Source organism: Pseudoalteromonas sp. CST2 (genome assembly GCF_028599385.1).
Lineage (GTDB): Bacteria > Pseudomonadota > Gammaproteobacteria > Enterobacterales > Alteromonadaceae > Pseudoalteromonas > Pseudoalteromonas atlantica.
The window spans coordinates 12315-35398 of sequence record NZ_JAQREO010000006.1 but is presented as its reverse complement, the minus strand read 5'-3'; the positions used below and the strand labels follow the sequence as shown (position 1 = coordinate 35398).

The 23084-nt window shown below is 40.9% G+C and carries 19 protein-coding genes and 1 tRNA gene; 6 read left to right on the top strand and 14 right to left on the bottom strand.

Annotated features, from left to right (window positions below; translation table 11 throughout):
- Positions 1-995: 995 nt before the first annotated feature.
- The 5 genes from ruvB to PSH41_RS09960 form a co-directional block, all read right to left on the bottom strand.
- Positions 996-2003, bottom strand: coding sequence for a Holliday junction branch migration DNA helicase RuvB (ruvB, locus tag PSH41_RS09980; RefSeq protein WP_004587272.1), 1008 nt, complete (start codon positions 2001-2003; stop codon positions 996-998).
- Between the two features lie 7 nt (positions 2004-2010).
- Positions 2011-2628 carry a Holliday junction branch migration protein RuvA gene (ruvA, locus tag PSH41_RS09975; protein ID WP_089347320.1) on the bottom strand — a complete coding sequence of 206 codons (618 nt, stop codon included), beginning with the start codon at positions 2626-2628 and terminating at the stop codon, positions 2011-2013.
- Positions 2629-2630: 2 nt separating this feature from the next.
- Positions 2631-3155 carry a crossover junction endodeoxyribonuclease RuvC gene (gene ruvC, locus PSH41_RS09970; protein WP_004587270.1) on the bottom strand — a complete coding sequence of 175 codons (525 nt, stop codon included), beginning with the start codon at positions 3153-3155 and terminating at the stop codon, positions 2631-2633.
- A 128-nt stretch (positions 3156-3283) separates the two neighbouring features.
- On the bottom strand, positions 3284-5785 hold the full coding sequence (locus PSH41_RS09965; RefSeq protein ID WP_273589996.1) for an ABC transporter permease: 2502 nt from the start codon (positions 5783-5785) through the stop codon (positions 3284-3286).
- A complete protein-coding gene (locus PSH41_RS09960; protein WP_273589997.1) occupies positions 5775-6488 on the bottom strand; it encodes an ABC transporter ATP-binding protein in 714 nt (237 codons plus the stop codon). The genes PSH41_RS09965 and PSH41_RS09960 overlap by 11 nt, the downstream gene beginning before the upstream one ends.
- Here PSH41_RS09960 and PSH41_RS09955 point away from each other — a divergent pair, their 5' ends adjacent.
- The 3 genes from PSH41_RS09955 to PSH41_RS09945 all read left to right on the top strand — a co-directional run bounded on the left by PSH41_RS09955 (position 6489) and on the right by PSH41_RS09945 (position 7767).
- Positions 6489-7112, top strand: coding sequence for an arylesterase (locus tag PSH41_RS09955; RefSeq protein ID WP_154945978.1), 624 nt, complete (start codon positions 6489-6491; stop codon positions 7110-7112).
- A gap of 164 nt (positions 7113-7276) precedes the next feature.
- Positions 7277-7353, top strand: a tRNA-Pro gene (locus PSH41_RS09950).
- Positions 7354-7443: 90 nt separating this feature from the next.
- Complete coding sequence (locus PSH41_RS09945) at positions 7444-7767, top strand: hypothetical protein (RefSeq protein ID WP_273589995.1); 324 nt, start codon at positions 7444-7446, stop codon at positions 7765-7767.
- Positions 7768-7825: 58 nt separating this feature from the next.
- Here the strand turns inward: PSH41_RS09945 and PSH41_RS09940 are convergent, their stop codons facing one another.
- From PSH41_RS09940 to PSH41_RS09930, 3 genes are all read right to left on the bottom strand, one after another.
- Positions 7826-8074 (bottom strand): hypothetical protein, encoded by a 249-nt coding sequence (locus PSH41_RS09940; RefSeq protein ID WP_004587250.1) that lies wholly within the window; start codon positions 8072-8074, stop codon positions 7826-7828.
- A 165-nt stretch (positions 8075-8239) separates the two neighbouring features.
- Positions 8240-9808 (bottom strand): cyanophycinase, encoded by a 1569-nt coding sequence (locus PSH41_RS09935; RefSeq protein WP_273589994.1) that lies wholly within the window; start codon positions 9806-9808, stop codon positions 8240-8242.
- A gap of 185 nt (positions 9809-9993) precedes the next feature.
- The gene (locus PSH41_RS09930) at positions 9994-12501 is read right to left on the bottom strand and encodes a UvrD-helicase domain-containing protein (RefSeq protein ID WP_273589993.1); all 2508 of its coding nucleotides are present in this window, start codon (positions 12499-12501) and stop codon (positions 9994-9996) included.
- Between the two features lie 297 nt (positions 12502-12798).
- Between PSH41_RS09930 and PSH41_RS09925 the strand changes: the two genes are divergently transcribed.
- From PSH41_RS09925 to PSH41_RS09915, 3 genes are all read left to right on the top strand, one after another.
- Positions 12799-13383, top strand: coding sequence for a hypothetical protein (locus PSH41_RS09925; protein WP_096041935.1), 585 nt, complete (start codon positions 12799-12801; stop codon positions 13381-13383).
- Between the two features lie 64 nt (positions 13384-13447).
- The gene (locus tag PSH41_RS09920; RefSeq protein ID WP_273589992.1) at positions 13448-14362 is read left to right on the top strand and encodes a M14 family metallopeptidase; all 915 of its coding nucleotides are present in this window, start codon (positions 13448-13450) and stop codon (positions 14360-14362) included.
- Between the two features lie 251 nt (positions 14363-14613).
- Positions 14614-15024: a hypothetical protein gene (locus tag PSH41_RS09915; RefSeq protein WP_064386531.1), complete on the top strand. Its 411-nt coding sequence runs from the start codon at positions 14614-14616 to the stop codon at positions 15022-15024.
- An 18-nt stretch (positions 15025-15042) separates the two neighbouring features.
- Here PSH41_RS09915 and ccoG read toward each other — a convergent pair whose 3' ends face one another.
- The 6 genes from ccoG to PSH41_RS09885 form a co-directional block, all read right to left on the bottom strand.
- Complete coding sequence (gene ccoG / locus PSH41_RS09910) at positions 15043-16425, bottom strand: cytochrome c oxidase accessory protein CcoG (protein ID WP_273589991.1); 1383 nt, start codon at positions 16423-16425, stop codon at positions 15043-15045.
- Positions 16426-16569: 144 nt separating this feature from the next.
- Positions 16570-17988, bottom strand: coding sequence for a sigma-54 interaction domain-containing protein (locus PSH41_RS09905; RefSeq protein ID WP_273589990.1), 1419 nt, complete (start codon positions 17986-17988; stop codon positions 16570-16572).
- Between the two features lie 57 nt (positions 17989-18045).
- Entirely contained in the window at positions 18046-19365 is a 1320-nt protein-coding gene (locus tag PSH41_RS09900) for an ABC1 kinase family protein (protein WP_273589989.1), read from the bottom strand.
- A 115-nt stretch (positions 19366-19480) separates the two neighbouring features.
- A complete protein-coding gene (locus PSH41_RS09895; RefSeq protein ID WP_273589988.1) occupies positions 19481-20038 on the bottom strand; it encodes a DUF1439 domain-containing protein in 558 nt (185 codons plus the stop codon).
- Positions 20039-20131: 93 nt separating this feature from the next.
- Entirely contained in the window at positions 20132-22813 is a 2682-nt protein-coding gene (locus PSH41_RS09890) for a DUF349 domain-containing protein (protein ID WP_273589987.1), read from the bottom strand.
- The gene (locus PSH41_RS09885; protein WP_004587239.1) at positions 22803-23084 is read right to left on the bottom strand and encodes a YeaC family protein; all 282 of its coding nucleotides are present in this window, start codon (positions 23082-23084) and stop codon (positions 22803-22805) included. The genes PSH41_RS09890 and PSH41_RS09885 overlap by 11 nt, the downstream gene beginning before the upstream one ends.

Genomic DNA, 23084 nt, shown 5'->3' with positions numbered 1-23084 from the left:
GCACGCAAAAGTAATTCACGCCACTTTGCATGTACTAATATAACTAATACTGCAACAATACAGCTCAGACCAGTTATTTATTAATTTTCAGCCACTTATAAAGTTAACGAATAATTAACGTACAAGATTCGAACAACAAAAAAATTCATCAGATTAGTTTTTCTTATCTGAAATTTTAAATTTTCTAGTTTGAACAAAAAATGCTTATTCCGTATTATTCTCCCATACCGAGCTTACGCACTGAATGAAACATTTTTCATTAAGCCAAGTTCTTAGTAATAGGATTTTTAATCGTATTACATTGTTTTACTCTTTTTGGATAAAACCTGATTAAGTAAAACGTAGTTCCCTGGATTACTTCCTTCAACTTGTTGTTTGCCCGCATTATATGCGGGCTTTTTTTTGCCTAAATTTTACCGCTAACTTGGCATACAACCGGTATAAATTACACAATCTGTTTAATTGCCAACGGTGTATTTACTATCTTTTTTTACCAGTTTGTATTATTAAATTATCTACTTTCAGTAGAAAGCATGTTTATAACAAGGTAAAACTTATTAACACGAATAGTGCTACATCTAGTCTCTTATGTTGCTACTGCTTTAAAGCTAACTGGTTTTAATGGTACGCAGCATAGCCACGCCAGTCTTAACGTTAAGTGAATTACAAAACGATTTTAATTTATTGGTTACATTTGCAACAAAGTGGCTGAAAGCTGAGTAAGTTTTAAAAAAACTATACTAATTTTCTTAATTAAGTGAGCTATGTTGAGGCTGGAAAAACGTGTTGATAGCTAGGCAAAAAATTCGCTATTTCGTTGTTCTTGGCAATTGCTCCTGCACTGCTATACATTCTGCATGCAGTCGTAAATGAGAGTTTTTAACGCAGGTAGCGATACGTTTGCCTCGTAAAATGATTAAGTGTTATTGCAAATTGGTATTACATTTAACAGAGGAAGTAGCCCGCTACATTTTCTGTAACAGGCTAAAGAGGGGTTAATCTTGTTTTGGGAGTAAACCAAAGTGATGATACGCATTGTCTGACACAATTCGCCCGCGCGGTGTGCGCTGTATAAAACCTTGCTGAATTAAAAACGGCTCTATTACATCTTCAATGGTTTCTTTTTCTTCGCCTATGGCGGCGGCTAAATTATCTAGCCCTACAGGCCCACCCATAAATTTTTCGATAATGGCAAGTAAATATTTACGGTCCATGTAATCAAACCCGCTTTTATCTACGTCAATCATATCAAGGGCAAGCTCAGCAACTGAGGCATTTACTGTACCATCTGATTTTACTTGCGTGTAATCGCGCACACGACGTAATAAGCGGTTTGCTATACGCGGTGTGCCTCGTGAGCGTTTTGCAATTTCGGTAGCGCCATCGTCGCACATTTGTAAATCTAGGTAATGTGCAGAGCGCCCCACTATATGCGATAGGTCAGCTACCGAGTAAAACTCTAAGCGCTGCACTATACCAAAACGGTCTCTAAGTGGTGAGGTAAGTGAGCCTGCGCGTGTTGTCGCGCCAATAAGCGTAAACGGCGGTAAGTCTAATTTAATAGAGCGTGCAGCGGGGCCTTCACCAATCATAATATCGAGTTGGTAATCTTCCATTGCGGGGTAAAGTATTTCTTCAACTTGTGGGCTGAGTCTGTGTATTTCATCAATAAACAGCACATCGCCTTCTTCAAGGTTGGTAAGCAATGCAGCAAGGTCGCCAGCTTTTTCAAGTACTGGGCCTGAAGTGGTTTTAATACTTACATTAAGCTCATTGGCAACAATATTAGCAAGCGTGGTTTTACCTAAGCCCGGCGGGCCAAATATTAATAGATGATCGAGCGCTTCACCGCGGCTGCGCGCTGCCTCTATAAATATTTCCATTTGCTGCTTAACATGCGGCTGACCTTTGTAGTCGGCTAAAAGCTTGGGCCTTATTGCGCGGTCTATGGTGTCTTCGTTGGTTTTTTCGCTCGCGTCAATTAAACGATCAGCTTCAATCATGGGTTACTCACAACATTGATTTTAAAGATTCTTTAATAAGAACCTCAGTAGACATATCGGGTTTACTTACCGATTTTACTGCTTTTTGCGCCTGTGGCAATTTATAACCAAGCGCAACAAGTGCCGATACGGCATCGTCTGCAGCATTATTGGCAATTGTTGCATCGCTAGGAGGCTCTATAACGGCATTATCGCTAAATGGCGTAAATAAATCGTTACCCCAATCTTTTAAGCGGTCTTTCATTTCTAGCACTAAACGCTCAGCGGTTTTTTTACCCACACCCGGTAATTTAACCAATGTTGTGGCATCTTCGTTGTTTACGCAACTAACAAATTGCTGCGCCGACATGCCCGACAAAATAGCTAAGCCTAGTTTGGGACCCACACCATTTGCTTTTAATAGTTCTCTAAAAAGCGCGCGCTCGGTTTTATTATTAAAGCCAAATAATAATTGTGCGTCTTCGCGTACTACAAAGTGCGTGTACACTATGGCGTTTTCGCCAATATTGGGTAAGTCGTAAAAACAGGTCATGGGCATTTGTACTTCGTAGCCTACGCCGCTTACTTCTAATAAAATTTCGGGCGGCTGCTTTTCAACTAAAATGCCATTTAAACGGCCAATCATATTTATTTCCTTAAACGTCCTCTAACGGTTTTGCTTGCGCTACCCGCTAGTTTTATTAAATTTTGTTCTGAGTGCGCATGGCAAATTGCAATGGCAAGCGCATCGGCCGCATCGGCTTGCGGTGTGCCAGGTAATTTTAAAATATTTTTTACCATGTGTTGCACTTGCGATTTATCGGCGCCGCCATTACCTACCACGGCTTGTTTAATTTGCCGGGCTGAGTATTCAAATACGGGTAAGTCGGCCATAGAGGCTCCCACTATCGCGGCACCTCGGGCTTGGCCAAGTTTTAGCGCGGCATCCGGGTTATGCGCCATAAATACTTTTTCTATGGCAAAGGTTTCGGGGGAGAACTGCTCTATTATTTGCGTGATCCCTTGGTAGATCATTTTTAATCGTATGGGGAACTCATGCTCGGCTAATTTAATGCACCCGCTTCCTAAATAGGTAAATTTAGCGCCTTGATGCGCAACCACACCATAACCTGTTAAACGTGAACCTGGGTCAATCCCTAAAATAATGGCCAAACAGCACACTCATTATTGTTATTTTTCAATAACGGTAATAATGCCAGAGCACTGTATAAATTACCAGTGGCGAGTAAAAACAAAAACGCCCGCAATTTAGTGCGGGCGTTTAGCGTTAAAAGTATAGCTTAGGCTAAAGCACGTACTAAGCCTTGGGTATTTTGTTTAAGTTTACGGGCAATCATAAAGTAGCCAAGCGCGGCTACAAACACCCCGCCCGACACAGGCCCTATTAGCCAAATTGTCGGGTGCAATTTACCGGCTAAGTCAAACATTTGCTGCTGAACAATCAGCAAGGCTACATCACTAAATAATGCGGCTACAAACCCAGCTAAGCCACCTAATAGCAAAAACTCATAAAGCGTCGCATTTTTTATTAGCCGCCCTTTGGCGCCTAAAGTTCGCAGTATTACTATTTCTTGCATTCGCTCGCCAAGACTCGCTTGCACCTGAGATATAAGCACTAATGCACCACACAAAACCACAATAGCAAGCACAAAGCCAATAGCTAACGACACCTGCTCAATGGTTGACTGTATTTGCTTAACAAAGTTATCTACATCGATGGCGGTAATGGTTGGATAAGTGCGCAGTAACTGGCTAAACGCTTTCTTTTGCTCTGGCTCTATACGCACAGATGAAATATACGTTGCCGGAAAATCTTTTAGCACGTCGGGGCTTAAAATAATAAAAAAGTTAGGTTTTAGCGTCGCCCAATTTACTTTACGCACACTGGTAATTTTGGCGTCAAATGATTGCGCACCAATTAAAAATGTTAAGGTGTCGCCTATTTCTACGTCTAGGCGCTCCAACATAGACTCCTCAACCGATGCCTCACCCACTGCGCCTTCGCCAAACCACTGCCCTTGCACAATTTCGTTTTGGGCTGGCACATTATCAAGCCAGGTTAGATTAAGCTCACGGCCAATGCCTGAACGCGCTTCTTCATCTTTTTTCTCGTTATCTTGCAACGACACTTTACGCGCCACAAGCTCGCCATTTACCGCATTTACTCGCCCACGAATGGTTGGATAAAAATCCGAAACTAAAATATCGTTCTCTGCTAGGTAATTATTTACAGGCTCTAGTTCGTTTTGCGTAATATTAACTAAAAATGCATTAGGTGCATCGGCGGGTAATTGAGACTGCCAATCTGAGATCATGTCGTTTTTAAGCACAATCAAAAACAATAGCAATTTAATCGCCAATGAAAAGCTAATAAGCTGCACCGCATTTACGTTGGCACGCTTTTGTATAGAAGCAATAGCTAACGACCAACTATTGCCTGGTTTTAAACCTAATTTACGACCACCGCCAAATATTAGTTTTGAAATAACAAACAAAACCGCAATCAAAGCAAGCGTAGAGACAAATAAAATAAGCGTTATTTTAATGTTGTTACTAAATAACCACATTAATAAAAACACCGTAAGCGCGCTTAAACCTAAGTGCACACGGCTTACCGCTAGTCTGTCGCCTAAATTACGGCGCAATACCCTAAGCGGTGGAATATCAAATAAATCAAGCAGTGGCTTAATAGAGAACATAACTGCACATATAACGCCTGTGCTAATGGCCACCAGCCAAGGTTTAAACCCGGCGGCAGGTAAACTCATATCCATACTTTTTGCTAAATAACCAGTGGCTATTTCTTGCAAACCGTAACCTATGGCTAATCCCACAATAACCGCTAAAGCACACACCATGAGTAAGTGCATAAAATATATTTTACGAATTAATGCACGGCTTCCGCCAAGGGTTTTCATCATTGCTACGGGGTCGTATTGGCGCTCACAATAACGCTTTGCCGACACAGCAATAGCAACCGTAGCCAAAATAATGCCCAGCAAACCGGCCAGTAATAAAAAGCTTTCTGCACGGTTTAAGCTATTTGATATGGGCGACTGCCTATCTTTTACACCATACCAACGTTGGTTTTCAGCCATTTGCGGCTTTAACCATTCATAAAACCGCGTTATATCTGATTCATCGCCTGCATAGAGTTGGCGATAATTTACTCGGCTGCCAGGTTGAATAACCTCAGTTTTTGCAACATCAGCAATATTTATAAGCACTCTGCGGCTGCTCGAAAATACATTAAACGGCGCATCTGGCTCTTCAACCACCACTTTTTCTACATTAAATACTGCTGCGCCTAGCTCTACTTGGCTGCCAATATCAATATTTAAGCTGTAAAAAACCGATTCACTTAGCCACACATTGCCAGGCTTTGGGCCGCCCTGCGCTACTTGTGTTTCGCCAAGCAACGATGATTTTACTTTTAACTCGCCTTTTAACGGGTATTCGTTAGATGCCGCTTTTACCGAGGTAAATTGCATCTCGTCGTTGGCAAATAACATGGTATCAAAGTAGATCATTTGCGCAGTTTGTAAGTTTTCTTGTTTGGCTTTGCTAATAAACGCCGTATCTAGCTCATGGGCGCTTGCCAGTACTCTATCTGCGGCAATAAACGCGCTACTTTTTTGCGCTATGCTTTGTGCTATTCGCTCAGTGACCATAGACAGTGTAAGCACCGTTAACACCGCCAGCGCAATGGCGGCACTAATTACCGTAAGTTCGCCGCGGCGAAATTCACGTGCAAATAATTTAAGTGCTAACTTAGCCCACATTCGCTACGTCCTCTTTTGAGTTTTTAACTAAGCAGCCCGCTTCAATTTGTACAATATGCTGGCACTTTTGCGCGAGTGCTTCATCGTGAGTTACTAAAATTAGCGTTGTGCCGTGCTGCTGGTTTAAATCAAATAATAGTGACTCCACCATTTTGCCGTTTTTACTGTCTAAATTTGCAGAAGGCTCATCGGCAAATAAAATTTTAGGTGTGCCAATAAAAGCGCGGGCAATGGCTACACGTTGCTGCTCACCACCAGAGAGTTGCGATGGGTAATGATCAATACGATGGCTCAGCCCCACTTTTTCTAATAGGGCTAGAGCTTGCTCTTTGGCATCGCTTTCGCCAGCAAGCTCTGCCGGCAGCATCACGTTTTCAAGTGCGGTTAAGCTTTGTACCAACATAAAAGATTGAAATACAAAACCTACTTTTTCAGCACGCAATGCCGCGCGTTGCTCTTCATCTAATTTATGTAGCGGCTCGCCATCAAGGGTAATTTCACCACTGCTGGCGGTATCTAGCCCCGCTAATAAACTTAATAACGTGGATTTTCCTGAGCCAGAGGTGCCAACAATAGCAACTGACTCGCCATGCTTGACATTAAAGCTGATGTCGCTGAGGATGAGCAACTCACCTTCGAAGGTAGAAACTACTTTAGACAAACCATTTACTTGAATAATATTTAATTGAGAAAGCGCTGACATATGACTCATTCAATCCTACGTTTTGTATTCGTTTTATTTTTAGTTATCAAACCACTTAGTGCGGCGGCCGACAACACGATTTTAATACTTGGAGACAGTTTAAGTGCAGCCTATGGGCTTAAACAAGAGCAAGGCTGGGTTAAATTGTTACAAGATAAATACGATGCAGAGCAGCGTAATATAGAGCTAATTAATGCCAGTATTAGTGGCGAGACTACCGGTGGCGCTTTACGCAGGCTAGATGCCTTACTAGCGCAATACCAACCAAGCCATGTACTTATTGAGCTTGGTGCTAATGATGGTTTACGTGGTTTTCCGGTAACAAAAATGCAGGCCAACTTAACGGATTTAATCGAAAAAAGCCAAGCTGAAAATGCCATGGTCGCGTTAATGGAAATTTACATTCCCCCTAATTACGGGCCGCGTTACAGTAAAATGTTCACTGACAGTTTTACACAAGTAAGTGAAAAAACAAATGCTCATTTACTTAACTTTTTTATGCTTAATGTGGCAGATAAGCCAAACTTAATGCAAAAAGATCAATTACATCCAAATAAAGAAGCACAACCGCTGATACGCGATGAAATGTATGACTCGATCAACCAATGGCTAAATAAAGATTAGGGCGTGTTGTTCTTTGGTGGTTTAACATGGGCTGCACGGCATGTGCTTACTAAGGGCGATACGCCCTTAGTTTAAAGTTTTTTAGCTCATTTGCACAATAAACACGCAAACAAACAATCACTTATTGATTTTTAATAAAATATACGTACTATTGCAAACAACGTCGGTATGTAGCGCAGCTTGGTAGCGCACTGTCATGGGGTGTCAGGGGTCGCAGGTTCAAATCCTGCCATACCGACCATTTAACCTCCTCTTTATTTCTTTTTCACTGTCATTTTTCTGTATTACCTTGTATACCTAGCATTAAATACTATGTGTTTAAGGATGACTTATGAAAAAACGTATTGTGTTTCCTCTGCTTTTATCTCTTTTTATTTCAAGCTTTGCGTTTGCTCAGGGTAGTTTTCGACTTAAAAACGGAAATCTATTAAGTGTGGGTAAAACTAAATCTGACATTATAGCTGTAGTGGGCGCACCACTTTATAAAGATGTACTTAATGAAGCTGTTGATATTGGTAATGGCGACAATTTAGTTAAAACAGAAGAGTTTACTTATAAACTAAAAGGCTCAATTGGTGGGATGTACATTGTATTGATCCGTTTTGAAAATAATATTGTGACCAGTATTAGTTCAAAACAAGTCGACAGGCTTTAAATATTTTAGAGTTAGTTTTAAGCATTTAAAAGCGCCATACGGCGCTTTTAAGTTTTTATTAGTGTGTACGCCCTACGCCGTTACGCACCATGTCTTTACCGTTTTCAAATACCTCGGCTGTTATGCCACGCGCCAGTAATAACTGTTGTTTGTCGTCAAATACTGCAACAAAATGGCTGCCGTCTTTATTGCTTGTAGCCATACCTACACCCGATACACCTTTTAAGCCTAAGCCGCCGTTTTCTACCATTACTAAAAAGTTTTCTAGCTCTGCTAGGTTGTCGATTATGTCGTGCTCGTTATTCATAAATTGCTCTTTGTAAAATCTGCTTGGTTAATGCCTATTCGTAAAACGTAACCACTAAATTAAGCGAATAGGTATAAATTACTTGGGCGCTATTTTAAAGCCGATTAAAATAAACATAAACCTTTGTATCGGGTTATTAAGTATATTTAGTACTAGCGCTTAAGGTTAAAAGCGCTCTACATTCAGTGACAAATTACTTAACGCGCAACCATACGGCTGGGTATTAACGCGGTAATAATGCGTATTTTTTGTGGCAGTTAAATTTATTAAAAGGTCATCGTGTTGCCCTACCGCACTTTGCTCTTGGCTTAGGCACATAGCTTGCGTAAGCGAGCGTAGTTTTGAATCGGTTAATATATTGGCAAATCGCTGTACCGGTAAAGGTGGTATTTTAACAGGCGCTAATGCTTGGCTAATGGTGCGCTCGCTAAGTTCAAACCCGGCATTAGTAATATCTATTACACTGCGAGCAGGCCAGTACGAGTAGTTATAGCTGTTTGCTTTTTGCTGCGTACTTAAATGCGCAACCCCACTTTGCCCTATTACGGTCATTAAATTTCCTTTGTTGGATTTAATAACAACAAGGGCTGTGTTTTCATCAATACCAAAACCGTGCTTAATATCACCGTTTTTTTGCTTTGCGGTATTTAATGTACTGGCTAAGTTTAGCGTTTGATTTTGCTCACTAAAGCGAGTGCTGAGTGGCCCATAGGTAAACGTGTTTAACCCGTTAAGTGCATTAGGCTGTGGGGCAAGCTTTGCTTTTAATACCGCTTCGCTTTGGTGCTGTGAGAGATAGACGTTTTCGCTTTGTATTTTGCTTCCTGCACCTAGCCCTACAATAACAGGGCGAGTTTTAAGCGCGTTAGTCCAAGGGTAGGCAGTATTATTTTCATCATACAGTGCTTTTAAAGCATTTTTAGCCGTGCCGTCGCTAAATAAAACACCGGTACTGGTGTTTATTAAATTAACTAACGCCTCAACCCCATTATTACAAAATGTTTGCTCATCCTTTGTGAGCTCGGGGTATACATTGCTGCGATTATACAAGTTCATTTGTGAGTGACGCAGCGCCGGTAAATCACTACAGGTATTGTTAGTAATTGCTTTAGCAAGTGCAGGTGTAAGCGGCAACCATTGGCTGGTTACACCTTTTGGTAAAAGCGTTTTAAGCGCCTCTACCTGTGCGTATGGGTCGCGCTGGGCTGCGCTAATAATTAATAAGGTGGGTGTTGGGTTAGAAACCTTTAAGCTCCCCGCTATAAATTGCAATATGCCGTTGCTTGGTGGCTCAGCTTTTGGGGTGGTGTTTGCATGAGGTTGTTCGAGCATATCAAACACAAAGTTAAACTCTTGCTTTGTTAGGCTATTAAGTTGCTCGTTGTTTATATCTCGCCATTGCCAAAGCAGCTCACTTTTAGAGACTGCGTTTGCATTTTTGCTACTAAGGGCACGTAAGGTATTTAAAACATTTGCTTGGTTATTTGTATTGTTAGTGGGCCAATTTAATTTTATTTGCTCAATATTAGTATTGGTTACCTTAAACACACTTTGTGACTTTGAGTTATTTTGCGTATTGCAACTTTGCGCCGCATTAGCACTGCAACTATTAATTGTACTACCGGCTAAAATAAGGGTTTGATCTTGCTGCTGGGCAGCCCCTTTAAATGAAAATAAAGTAAATAAAACGAATATAAAGCTCACTCGCTTAGTAAAAAAAGCACGGGTACGCATAACGCTCTCAAAAATGATCTAAATAGGCGTTAAGTTTAACAGCATGTAATGGTAGGCTAAATAGTAAATGTGGGTCTCAATGATTGCGACACATGGCATTAGTGTATAAAGCTAGTTTGACTGCTAGTTACAAAAGCGCGATGTGCGTTTTACGCAGCCAATACTCTTACATTTAATCATTAACCTTACTTATTATCCTTACTCTGTTTTACAAACAAATTAGAGGCTATATCAATAGGGTAATTATCATTTATTAGCTCGCTAATAAATTCAGAACACGCAGATGGCGGAGCAATTAAATAGCTTTTATGCTTAGCGCGCGTGATCCCTACGTACAATAAACGTCGCTCCTCTGAATGATTAAAGGTATCTTGTGCGGGCAATAATGCCTCAACAAGTAAATTGCCAGGGTTATTGCTTGGAAAACCTAACTTGCCTTGCTCAAAACCTATAATAATACAGTAATCAGCCTCGAGTCCTTTAGAGCCATGCAGTGTCCAAAAATGCAGTGGGTTAGCAAAGTTGTTACCTGCTAAATGCTGCTCTACCTCATTAAGCATAAACCGATAGCGGCTCAAGACGGCAATACTGGCTGTGTTATTATTTTTATTAATTGTGGCTAAAGTTTGCTGCACTTTTAGTGCTACTGACTTTTTACCTTGGTGTAAATCGTCAAGCAAAACAACTTGAGGGGTGCTTACTTGCGTATGTGTGGTGATGTGCTTTTTATATTGTTCAGGGTTTTGCATTACAAAGCGCCCCGCTACCTCACTAATACTGTTGTTATATCTAAACGTTTTTTGCAATAACGTGAGTGAGTGACTGCCTATTAAATCGTTAAACTGCGTGGTGAGCGCCAAATTACCGCCTGAAAACCGATAAATAGCCTGCCAATCATCGCCAACCGCAGTAAAACAAGGTTGTGGACCACTCTTTATTAACGTATTTAAAAACGCCATGCGTGCGCATGAAATATCTTGAAATTCATCAACTAAAATATGGCGCCAAGGTACACTTACCTCCCCCGATTTAACCGCCTGAGCTGCGCTTGCAATCATGTCGTCAAAATCAATAGCATCTTGCTCTTTTAATTTTTCGTAGTATGCACGCTGCATTGCCACCAATAATATTGCATAACTTTTATGATTTATAATGCCACTTTTAGCTATTCGCGCTGCTATTTGAGCGTTAGATAGTTGCTCACCCCGTATTGCGCTTAGGCAGTTTAAGTATTTATTTATATTTTGCTTTAACAGCCCTGTTGCAGATAAACGCTCGTACACTGCGTGGTTATCTACGGGGTTAATGTGTACTTTATGTTTTTGTAGTTGTGCTTTTAAACACTGCTCAAGCTGACCTTCTTGCCAGTTATAATGAAATGTTTGTACCAATGCATGGCCCTGTTTTTTATGGTGCGCGCGAACATATTTAATATGCTCGCTATTGTGCAAGTTAGCCGCGTGCTGCACTGAATTACCTTGCCTATCTGTCACAAAATGCGCCAAGTAAACCTGGTGCTGTGGCAAGTAAAAATCGGCGGTGTCATCATTTTGGTAAGTGTGTTCAATACCATACATGTAAAGCCAGTTGGCAATTAATAAGAGCTGATAACTGCTTACTTTTAGCCCCGATAGGGTTTGATAGGTTTGTGCTTTTATTGTGGTTTTAGTTGCGGTTCTAGTTTCGGTATTGAGGCTATCAGTAGGTTCATACAGGGTCTCAACAAAGGTTTTACAAAAACGTGAGTCTGTTTTTAGGGTATTACTAAGCCACTGGGTAAACCATTTATTAAGCGCCATAGCATCGTTTGCAAAAGGCGATAAGCTACGTGTTTTATTAGCGCTTTGCAGTAACTTAAGCCCCAGCGCATGAAAGGTTAAAATAGTAGGCGGCGTAACGTTTAAGTTTGCTTGCTGCGCCCTTAAATTAAAGCGTTGATTTAATTCGTTTGCCGCATTTTTATTATAAGCAAGTATCAATATTTGCTCGGGCTTTACACCACCGTGGGCAATTAAATCCAGGGCCTTTGCAACCATTACTGAGGTTTTGCCAGTGCCTGCGGCCGCTAGCACTAAATTTTTGTCGTTATTGCGTATAACAGCAAGGCGTTGTTCGTGTGTAAGCGGGTTTGATTCAACCACATTATAAAAGTCGGCTCTTGCCGTTAGTGTTTTTTGCTCATAACTTTTACGTAGCTGCTCTGTGGCATGCGCTACTGTTGGTGAGCTACTTAAAATAGTTAAAAACTTAATATTAATGGCCGATAAATGCTGCTGCCATAGTGCAGGTATTGCGCCGTACTGCTGTGCCAGTGAAAACACCGCCGATTTTAATAACGGCACGTTTGAGTCGCGAAGATACTCGTTTGTTGCATAACGTTTTACAAGCGTTTTTGCTGTATTCACTTTTTCTTCTAGGTGATTGGCAAAAACACTGTTTAGCTGCTCACTAAGCGTTTGAGCCTGCTGTTTATTTAAAAAGCTAATTACCGTTTTTGTACTATGATTGAGGGTTATTTTCCCGCTAAACAGGCCTTTTTTAAATTGTGTAAAATTAGTAAAGTCGCTAATTAAATAGGCGCGTGAAGTATTATTTTTAAAATGTATAACGAGTGAACTTTGCTTAATAGTAACGGTGCTAATACGCGTAAAAAAACGTCCTAACCAGCTTGGAGTGGCAATAAACTGCGCCATAAAACCTTGAATAAACTAAAATTAAAAATAAATTTTATCACAGTTTAAACGCCAAGGCGCGCCGCGCCTTAAAAGTGGCAGCCTGGTTAACCAAAGCATGTACAAGCAGGCCTTATAAATAGCCCAAAGGCTGTGTACATTGGGTGTTTAAACTGCGCTAAACACCTCCTAAAACAATCAACAGGCCTTAAGTATTTACTCTAAACAGGTGTTTAAATTTGCTTAAACTTTACGTTTGAATATTGAACAAATTGCACTATTGGTTTAATGTGAAGCTTTTATTAAACGAGAAATAATATGGATTTAACTAAGGAAGAGTTAAGTTTTATTTCGTCTGTTGTAGGCAGTAACAAGGACAATACAAACGATAACTCGCAGCTTAGCTTAAAAACGGCTTTGCCAGATACACTAAAAGGTTTGTTGTCTCACGCTAAATTAACCATGTTAGCTGAGGTGGGCCATTATCAGTTGTGGTTTCCGCTTGAGTTTAAGCTCAACGATGACGGCTACTTAAACCCCGTACTGAGTGCGCCTGAGGTAATTGATACCGAAGGTGTAGACAGAAGCTGGCGTTATTCAGACCTGCATTTACAAAGCGAGCGCTTTTATGTGCTTTCGCTCTCAAGCAGTGGCGTGCTATTAAAGCCGCGCGATCATCGCTATAGCCTTACCCACGCGCAACATATCACGTTTAAACTACCCAATAAGAAAAAAGTCACTCTACTTATAGATTTAGTCCGTAAAACTAATTTAGGCTATGCCGCAAAAATTATCAGTATCAAAAGTGGTAAAGAGGCATTACGTGAGTATTTATTTGAAAAACATAAACGCGAAAACGCCACCTTGTACGAAAACACGGCAGGTGTAACCGAGCATTTCTAGTTGCAGGCTGTTAATTGCAGCGATAAGCTAACGCCTTTATAAAGCGACAAGTTAAAGGCACACAATGAGCGACACTTTATACCCAATTGGTACCCCTAATAAACCATGGAACGACAGTGATAAAGCAGCATGGTTACAACTTCAACAAAAAAAGCGCGATTATAACCAGCTCGTAGTAAGTAAAATTACCCAGCCTAATGAGTTCTTAGATGTAGAGCAGTACGGCGAATTAAATTATTCGCCACTTAGCTTTGCACTTTATTTATTTAAAAGTAAAAATTGGCAAAGTGATCGCCCTACCGTGTTAATTACTGGGGGTGTGCACGGCTACGAAACAAGTGGCGTTATGGGTGCGCTGGCATTTGCTCAAAGCGCTGTTGCACCTTATACAACGCGTTTTAACTTTATTATTGCACCTTGTATTAGCCCGTGGGGTTTTGAAACCATAAATCGCTGGAACCCAGAAGCAATTGATCCAAATCGCTCTTTTTACGATAACAGCCCTGCCCAAGAATCTGCAGCTATAATGAAATATGTAGCCTCGCTTAACACTGAGTTAGTTGCGCATATTGATCTGCACGAAACCACAGACACAGACAACAGTGAATTTAGACCCGCTTTGGCGGCGCGCGATGGTAAAATTAACACCAACTGGAACATACCAGATGGTTTTTATTTAGTGGCTGATAGCAAAAAACCAGCACCTGATTTTCAAAAAGCCATTTTAAATAGTGTTGAGAAGGTAACGCACATTGCCCCCAGTGACGAAAACAATCAATTAATTGGTGTACCGCAGGAGCAATTTGGCGTTATAAATTACGCCGCTCGCGAATTGGGCTTATGCATGGGCTTTACTAATGCCCCTTATGTAACTACAACCGAAGTATACCCAGATAGCCCAACTGCCTCAGATGAGCAGTGTACTCAAGCGCAAGTTGCTGTTATTACCGGCGCGTTAGATTATTTAAAGTCACTTTAGTGGCTTTTAATACCCATGTGCGATAATACTTAATCATTTTGCGGGGTTGAACGTGTCGCTACCTTCGTTACAAAATGCTCATTTACGACTGCATGGATGCAGAAGGTAGAGCAATGCAGGAGCAATTGCCTAGAACAACTAAATAGCGAATTTTTTGCCAAGCTATCAACATGTTTTTCTAGCCTCAAGAAAGCTAACTTAATTAAGCAAATTGGTATAAGTTATAAACTAATTTAAATTAGGAACCTACGATGAAGTATAAAAATAAGCATGCCGAGGTAACTTTATCCGTTGAGGGCAATATAATTATTGCCCAATTTAGCGGAAATTTAGACCTAGAGCTATTGGCCAACTTTAAAACCGCCCTTTTTGATAAAGTGGCTGAATTTGAAGGTAAGCAATGGGGTTACATAAGCGACTCATCGTGTGTACTTGCAGCTACGCCCGATGCAGAGCAAGAAATGGTCGCCATAAGCACACATATGCAGCACACTAACTGCTTGATAAGTGCATTTGTCCTCACCTCTCCTATTGCTATAAGCCAAATGCAGCGAATAATGCAAAACGCTAAACGCGATGTAGATTTTAACCAATGTTTATTTGATAACCTAGATGCTGCAAAACGTTTTATTTCATCGCAATTAAATAATGGCGTGAGCTAATTTTAGCCCAAGCCATTGCTAGTTTTTATAAAACTGGCTTGTTTTAGTAATCGCTATATCAGGGTTTTCTACAGCGGTAATAACAAAGCTAACTGGGGTCACTTTTGTTGCTATGTCGTAGCCATCGGCGGTGACTGTAACCGGAATTTTTTTCATCACTCCTGGCAATACCAAAATAGAGCTTGGCGCACTAAGTGTGGCCACAGGTAGGCCTTCAATGGCTACGCCGTAGTGCAATGGCTGCTGGGTTTTATTGATAATAGTGAGTGTGTATGGGTTTTCTACCAAACCTTCATAATTTACACGGTATAAAGCGTTTCTGTCGCGCAGTACCGATGCCTCTATTGGCGTACGTTGCAATACCCACGCAATCATAGAAATAAGTAATACCCCTGTTAATAAACCATACCCCACTAATTTAAGCCTAAATGGATTGGTTTTTTTACCTTCTAGCTGTTTTTCGCTGGCGTATTTAATTAACCCTTTTTGATAGCCAAATTTATCCATAGTGTCGTCACAGGCATCTATACATAAGCCACAATTTATACACTCGTATTGCAAGCCATTACGTATATCTATGCCCGCGGGGCATACCTCTACACATAAATTACAATCAACGCAGTCGCCTAAATTAAGGGCTTTAGGATCAGCTTTGCGTTTACGAGGGCCTCGGTTTTCGCCGCGCTTTGCATCGTAGCTCACTACCAATGTATCTTTATCAAACATCACCGATTGAAAGCGAGAATACGGACACGCCACGTTACACATTTTTTCGCGTAAAAAGCCGGCATTTCCATAAGTACAAAATGCAAATAAAAACACCCAAAAGCTGGTAATGCCCGACCACTGTAAGGTAAACATTTCAAGGTATAAACTTTTAGCGGGTATAAAATACGCCATAAACGACGTTGCAGTAAGCAGCGATATAACAAGCCACGCAGCATGTTTGGTTATTTTTTTATGCCACTTTAATGCACCCCATGGCGATTTATCTAACTTTATACGTTGATTACGAGTACCTTCTATACGTTGCTCAACCCAACTAAACATTAACATCCAGATTGTTTGGGGGCAGGTATAACCACACCACACGCGGCCAAGCCAATTCGTGACAAAAAACAAAGCAAACGCGCCTACCATAAATAGCAGCGCTAAAATCATAAAGTCTTGCGGCAGTAAGGTTAAACCAAAAATAGTAAACTTTTGCGTGGCTACATCAAGTAGTACGGCTTGCTCACCTTTGTATTGAATCCAAGGAATGGCAATAAACATAAGCATAAGTAACCAACCAAGGTTACGGCGTATTTGTTGGTAAAAGCCTTTTTGCTCACGAATATAAATAGGCCCTGGTGTGTTATAGGGCTTGATGATCATATCTTCTTCTTTAATATCAAACTTCATAGTAGCTACTTAATAGTGACGGTATTAATGCTACTTTTGCAACTTTCAGACCAAGCTGAAACTTTAATTAAGTAATTGATATTAAATATATTTATAAATTAGCAATAAAATTCATTCGCGATATTTAACGAATACCGCGATATATCACGTATTTTTGCTTATTCCTAGTTTGCGCATTTTTGAGCGCAAAGTGCTCTCGGGCAGGCCTAATTTGCAAGCAGCGCCTTTATCGCCAGATATTTGCCACTGTGATAATTCAAGCACCGCAATAATGTGCTGTTTTTGCGCCTGTGCAAGCGTAAGTGATGTATGTACAGCCGTGCTTGCATCCCCATGCAATGGCTGACTCAGTTTAAGGACAGTATGTTTAGTTAAAATAGCTTCGCGCTCTAGTACGTTTTGTAACTCGCGAATATTACCAGGCCAATCATAAGCTTGTAGTTGGCTAATCGCTTTTTTACTCACCCCTTTTATTTGCTTTGCTAAGCGTTTATTTAGTTGAGTAATTAAATTGGTGCATAAATAAGGAATGTCTTCTTTGCGCTCTTTAAGCGCAGGCACTTTAATAGGAAACACATTAAGGCGGTAATATAAATCAATTCGAAAGGTGCCTTTTTGCACCATTTGCCATAAATCGCGATTGGTTGCTGCCAATACTCTAATATTTACCTTAAGCGTAGTACTACCGCCAACCCGTTCAAACTCTTGCTCTTGTAATACCCGTAGCAATTTACTTTGCGCTTCTAATGGCAGCTCAGCAACTTCGTCTAAAAACAGTGTGCCTTTGTCGGCCAGTTCAAAGCGGCCTTTACGTCGCTCGTTTGCACCGGTAAACGCACCGCGCTCGTGGCCAAATAATTCAGACTCTAACAAGCTTGGCGTAAACGCTGCGCAGTTCACTTTTATAAAAGCTTGATTACTGCGTTTACTTAACCGGTGTAAGTTACGCGCCACCAGCTCTTTGCCTGTTCCATTTTCACCTAAAATTAATACTGTGCTGTCGGTTTCGCTAACAAGTTTAATTTGCGCCAACATAGCTTGAAAAACATGGCTTTGGCCAACTAAACCTGAGTCTTGCCAGTCTTCGTTAAGCTCTGCAATTAGGTAGTTATTTTCATCTTGCAGCTGCTCACTCAAATGCTTAACTTGCTCAAGCGCTTGCTTAAGCTCGTTTTGAGTTTGCTGCTGCGCCGATATATCGCGAAATACCGCGACCGCACCAATTAACTCACCTTGCCTGTAAACAGGGGTTGATGTGTATTCTACTGCAAACGAGGTGCCGTCTTTGCGCCAAAATACTTCGTTTTTAACCTCGCGGCGTTTGCCATCAAACATGGTGCAATATATTTGGCATTCATCGGCTGGATAAGGAGAGCCGTCGGCGTGGCTGTGATGATGATACTGGTGTATTTTTTTGCCCAACAATTCTTGGGCTTTCCAGCCTGTCATACGTTCAGCGGCTGGGTTAACAAACACCGCATTGCCCGATAAATCAAAGCCGTAAATGCCCTCTCCTACCGCATTAAGTAAAAGTTTGGGGTCATTTAAAAATTGTTTTATCATTGCATCATCCTCGCGAAATATCACGATTATTATGCCATAAAGTGACGCGCTAAACAGTTAAATAAAGTGGCCTTTAATATAAGGCTTAAATAAAGCGTTAATATCTATTTTTGCATTTAACTTTGCCGCAATTAAATAAAGCCCAGCTAGCTTACGATGTATAAACAACGCATCAACGGGCGGTGTATGCCATTGCTGCGACTGTGCGCTTAGCTCTAGCCCTGCATTTTTAATATTCGTTGCTAAGGGGCTGTTTTTAAAATCAAACTCGCCAGTGGTTCTTAGCGGCTCACACGCCATTAAAAACAAATCAATAACATGGCTTTTGTAAGAATCTCGTAGGGTATCTTTAAAATAACCTATTTCGCGAGCTGCGCTTAACACGCCCGCCCTATTGTTTTCAGTGCCTGCAATAAATAGTGACAGGTAAGCCTTGCTCAACTTACTCGAGATCTCTCGGGTTGCCCCAAAGTCAAATAACACAATTTGCTTACTCTGAGTCTGATAATGAAAATTAGCAAAGTTAGGGTCGGTTTGAATTAGCTTAAACTCAAACATTTCTTTAAAAAATAAATCTATGAGCCTAGTTGCAATGTTATTTTGCTCACCTTTAGGTAAATTGCTAAGCGCTTCTATAGGCGTTGCTTGTACATACTCCATTGCCAAAATGCGTTTAGTGTTGTGAACGCCATATACTTTAGGCACTTTAAAATTAACGTGCTGGCTTAGCAACTCACCGTATCTGTTAAGGTAATGTGCTTCGCGTTCATAATCAGCCTCGGCAAGTAGCTGCGCTTTAGCCTCATTTATTAGTGGCTGTATATCAAGCTCTTTAGGGATTAACCGCGCAATGTTTAATAGTGCAATAACATTGTCTACATCGCTATGTACACTTTGCGCTATACCTGGGTATTGAATTTTTACCGCCAGCTTTTCACCATTTTCTTGATAAGCTAAGTGCACTTGGCCAATAGACGCCGCTGCAAATGGCCTAAGTTCAATATGCGAAAAACGATTAAGCCAGTCTTCACCCCATTCACTTTTAAGTACCTTAACTAATTGATTGTGCGGCATTGGGTTTGCATCAGCGCGAAGCAATGCGAGTAATTGAGTAAGTTCAGGACTTAATAGCTCGCCAGCATCCATAGACAATAATTGCCCTAGTTTCATGGCAGCACCACGAAGGTGTGCAAGCTGAACAGCTAGTTTTTCTATGTTTTTAGGTTGTAAGAGTAAAGCTTTATTATTCCAACCATTACCCGAGAGCGCACTTTTAGTGCCATCTATAAGCATGTTGGTTGCAACACCACCGGCTAAGGAGCCAAGCTTTGCAAATCGAGAGAGTCTTGAGGTAGGTATGCTGCGCGAAGCTGCCATTGTAAAAACCTAATTAGCCTGAGAAACAGGCTAATTAATACGTATATTTTACTGGGCTCGATCTAATTAACCAAACGTTTTGGTAATAAAACTATCGCAAGCAGTGTGCTGTACATTAAAGGCGCGGTACTAATTTAATTGCCCCTTCAACCACTTTCATATCAAGGGGTAATTTGCTTAGCAGCATCATTTTAGGGTCATCCATATTTAACGTATAAACAGGGTTGAGGGCTAAAAAAGCATTAATTACTTCCATCGCTTCATTATCAAGCGCCGCTAAATTACCTTTAAAGCCACCTGCATCCACACTTGAATCTAGTAGTTTAACATTGCGTAAAAACACGGCTTTTTTTTCACTGTCGTAAAACGGGCTACCTTCAATTTGCAGCTTTAAGCGTACTGGGTATTTCAGTGCAAATGCATTTATTTCTGCACTTGAGTCTGCACCAATTACTACTACATCACGGTTATCTGGACCAATATTTACACTTAAATCGTTTACATCAAACTGCACTGGCAGCCCCATTAAGCTCACCTTTTCGCTTAACTTAGGCAACTGTTTACCTAGCACACTTTCTACTTCTGAGCTGGTAAATGAGTAAACAGACACGCCTTGTGTAGAATTACATGCGCTTAAAAATAGTGTGGTTAAAAACAGTAATAAAATTCTCATGCTAACCTTTATCCTCGTTGTAATTATAAAAAAGCCGCTTAAACAGCGGCTTTTATTATGCAATACCTGTATTTAATACAAGTTAATTACATATTATGCTGTAAAAATAGTTTTAATTTTAGCTAGTGTGTCAGGCTCAACTGAACCCTTACTGAGCGCTAATAGCTGCTTTAAATAATAGTTTAAATCAGCATGCTCACCACGGTGTTTATCATCAAGCATGGCTACTTGCTCTGCCATTCTAAGCGCTGCATTTTGCGAGCTTACATTGGCAAGAATTTCCATTCTTGTAATAAGTTGTTCACTACTAAGCGACGTCGCTAACGGAGCTTGAAATTGGCTTGGCACTACATCGTTGTTTTCAAGTGCAGTGATCAGCGCTTCAAATTGCGCATGCTGCGCTTGGCTTGTTAGTAAAGCTAACTTTTCGTCAATAGCACTTAATAATGCTGCCACTTTTGACGCAAGCGATTTATATTGTGCGTAGCCTTTTACTTTGGTTTCTAGGTCATGCAATTGGGCTTTTTGATTTACTTGCTCAAGGGCACTTTCTAGCTCAGCCAGTTCTATTGCAGCTTGTTTATCTGTTTCGTTTTGAGCCAGCTTTTGCTGCTCAAACTCACTGCTACGTTTGCTAAAGGTTTCATCGTTATATTGGCGAAACTTTTGCCACAGCGCATTTTCGGCTTTTAAACCTGCAAAACCTATACTTTGCCATTGCTGTTGTAATTGCTTTAACTCTTGGCATGCTGCAGCTAAATCTTCACTTTGCGAAAGCGCTGAGGCGCGCTCCACTAAGGCATTTTTTTGTGCTGCGTTACCTTTATGGTATGCATTTAATATAGCAAGAACGCTCTGCTGCTGTGTTTTAAAGCTTTCGTTTAATACGCGGTATGTTTTAGGGTCAACTTTACCCACGCTACGCCACGCTTTATTTAAACGGTTGTATTGGCTTTCAAACTGCTTCCAATCAAAGCTTTCAATAGCGGTGTCTTGCTCACTTAGTGCTTGCATATCGTTTATCAGTACTTCACGCTGGGCTTTTGCCACTTCGCGCGCCACTTCTTGCTCGGCAAAGTAACTACGACACGGTGCAAACAACAGCTCTATGTTGCTATCAAACTGCTCACCTTGTAGTTTTTCTTGCTCTGTATCTAAACGGCCAAGCTCGTTCCAACGCTTACGAAACGCTTTAACTTGCTCAGCACGCTGTTGTGGGTCGTCACACGGTTGGTCGACTAACCCTGCCACTTCTTCAAGTAAGGCTTCGCGTTTTGGCGCGGCTGCGTACTTTTGCCAATCTTTTGCTTCTGCAAGTTGTGCTTCTAAATCGGCTTTTAAGTTTACTAGTGGCTGCTGAAATTGCGGTGTTAACTTATCAAACAACTCTTCAAAGCCTTTAAATACACCAAAAGCAACATTAAAGCGGCCTTGCTCAATAAGGCGTTTTACATCGCGTGCTTTACGTTTGGCTGTGCTTTGGTTTTTTTCAAGCGGTTTTGTCAGCTCACTCATTTGCGCTAAAAACTGCTTTTTATGCGTATTTAATTGCGATTTAAAGTTTTGCTGCAATGCCCCATCAACCACATTTAAATGGCTACGAGTTTGTTTAAATGCGTTATTAAAACGAGTTAAAACATCATCGTAATCAGCTAGCTGCTGCGCAGGTTCAATTGCTTTAAGCTGTTCAAAAGCAATTTTATACTGTGCAATTGCGCTACTAAGCTCTGGTAGTTTAGCCACCTGATTGAATAGTTTTTCAAGCTTTGTAATAACTTGATTAGTTTGTGCGTTATCGCCGTGTTGGGCATCGGTTAACGTTTGCTTAGCTTGCGCTACTTTAGCCTCTAACCAATCTTGCTGAATTTGCTCTGGGGTTTCTAAGCCTAATTGCAACGCGTTTTCTATTTCTTCGCTCAATGCCTCAAGTGTTGCCAGAGCTAATAATTGGCGTTGTTGCTCGGCTAAACGCTGCTGTTGTTGCTCGTGCTGAGCTTTTAACGTAGCAATATGCGCATCGAGTTTATCAGTAATGCTGATGTATTTTTTATCTAGCTCTTTAACGTGCTCTTCGCTTAACCATTTAAGTTCAAGTGCTTGCCACTGCGCCATTAATTCGCCGGCTTGTGGGTTTACTATGGCGTAATCGTTTTTATCTCGCAGGGCATTTAGCTTTGCTAAAATAACGCGTGTTGCGCTCTCTACCTGAGCGGGCATTTCAATCGCTAAGCGTTCGTTTTCAATGTGTTGCTCAAGCTGCTGCTTAGCATCGCCTTTAGCGTGCTTTACTAATGGCTTAATAAGTTGATGCGTTATAACGAGCTCTACAAGTTGGCTTTGAAGCTCTTCGCTGCCCTCTTTAAACGCTTTTTCAATTAATTTAGGATTAGCTAAGCGCTTTAAAAGTTTAACGCGTACTTGCAGTTCTTTCTCTGCAAAGGCGAGTTTTTCTAGTGTTTTAACCGGTGCAAAACGGTCTATATACTCACTTTTAATTTGCGTGCTCAGTGCGCTTTCGTTGTTTAACACTGCGTTTGAAATTTGTATTTCGGCTACATCTTTTAGCGCGTGATCTTGTTTATAGGCTTTCCACCACAGTGGTAAGTTATTTACTTTTTGTAATGCTTTGCGGCGTATTTCGGCTGAGTTATCTTCCAGCGCTAATGTGCTTAAAATTGATGCGTCGCGCTCTACATCAAGTTTTTCAATTGCGTCTAGACGAACTTGCTGCTTTGGGTGTTTCCACTTAGGTGTAAAAAGGTGTTTAAAGATCATGTTCACTAAACCTAGCTATTTCGTTTTCTGATTTAAATTCTTTTTGTAGTTGTGCTTTTGTCTTTTGGATCATTTCGCCATTAGCGCCAATGGTAAATTGCTCGTTTGATTGCGCTATTTTAGCTTGGTAAAGCATAACAAGTTGCACCGTTTGTTGCTTTTGCTCATCAGAGAGCGGCGTGCCATCGGGCCATTTGCCGGTTGAAGCACCGTACTGTAAACGCTCAAATAATTCTGGGGTTATATTTTGTACAAGGTTGTCAATATTCAT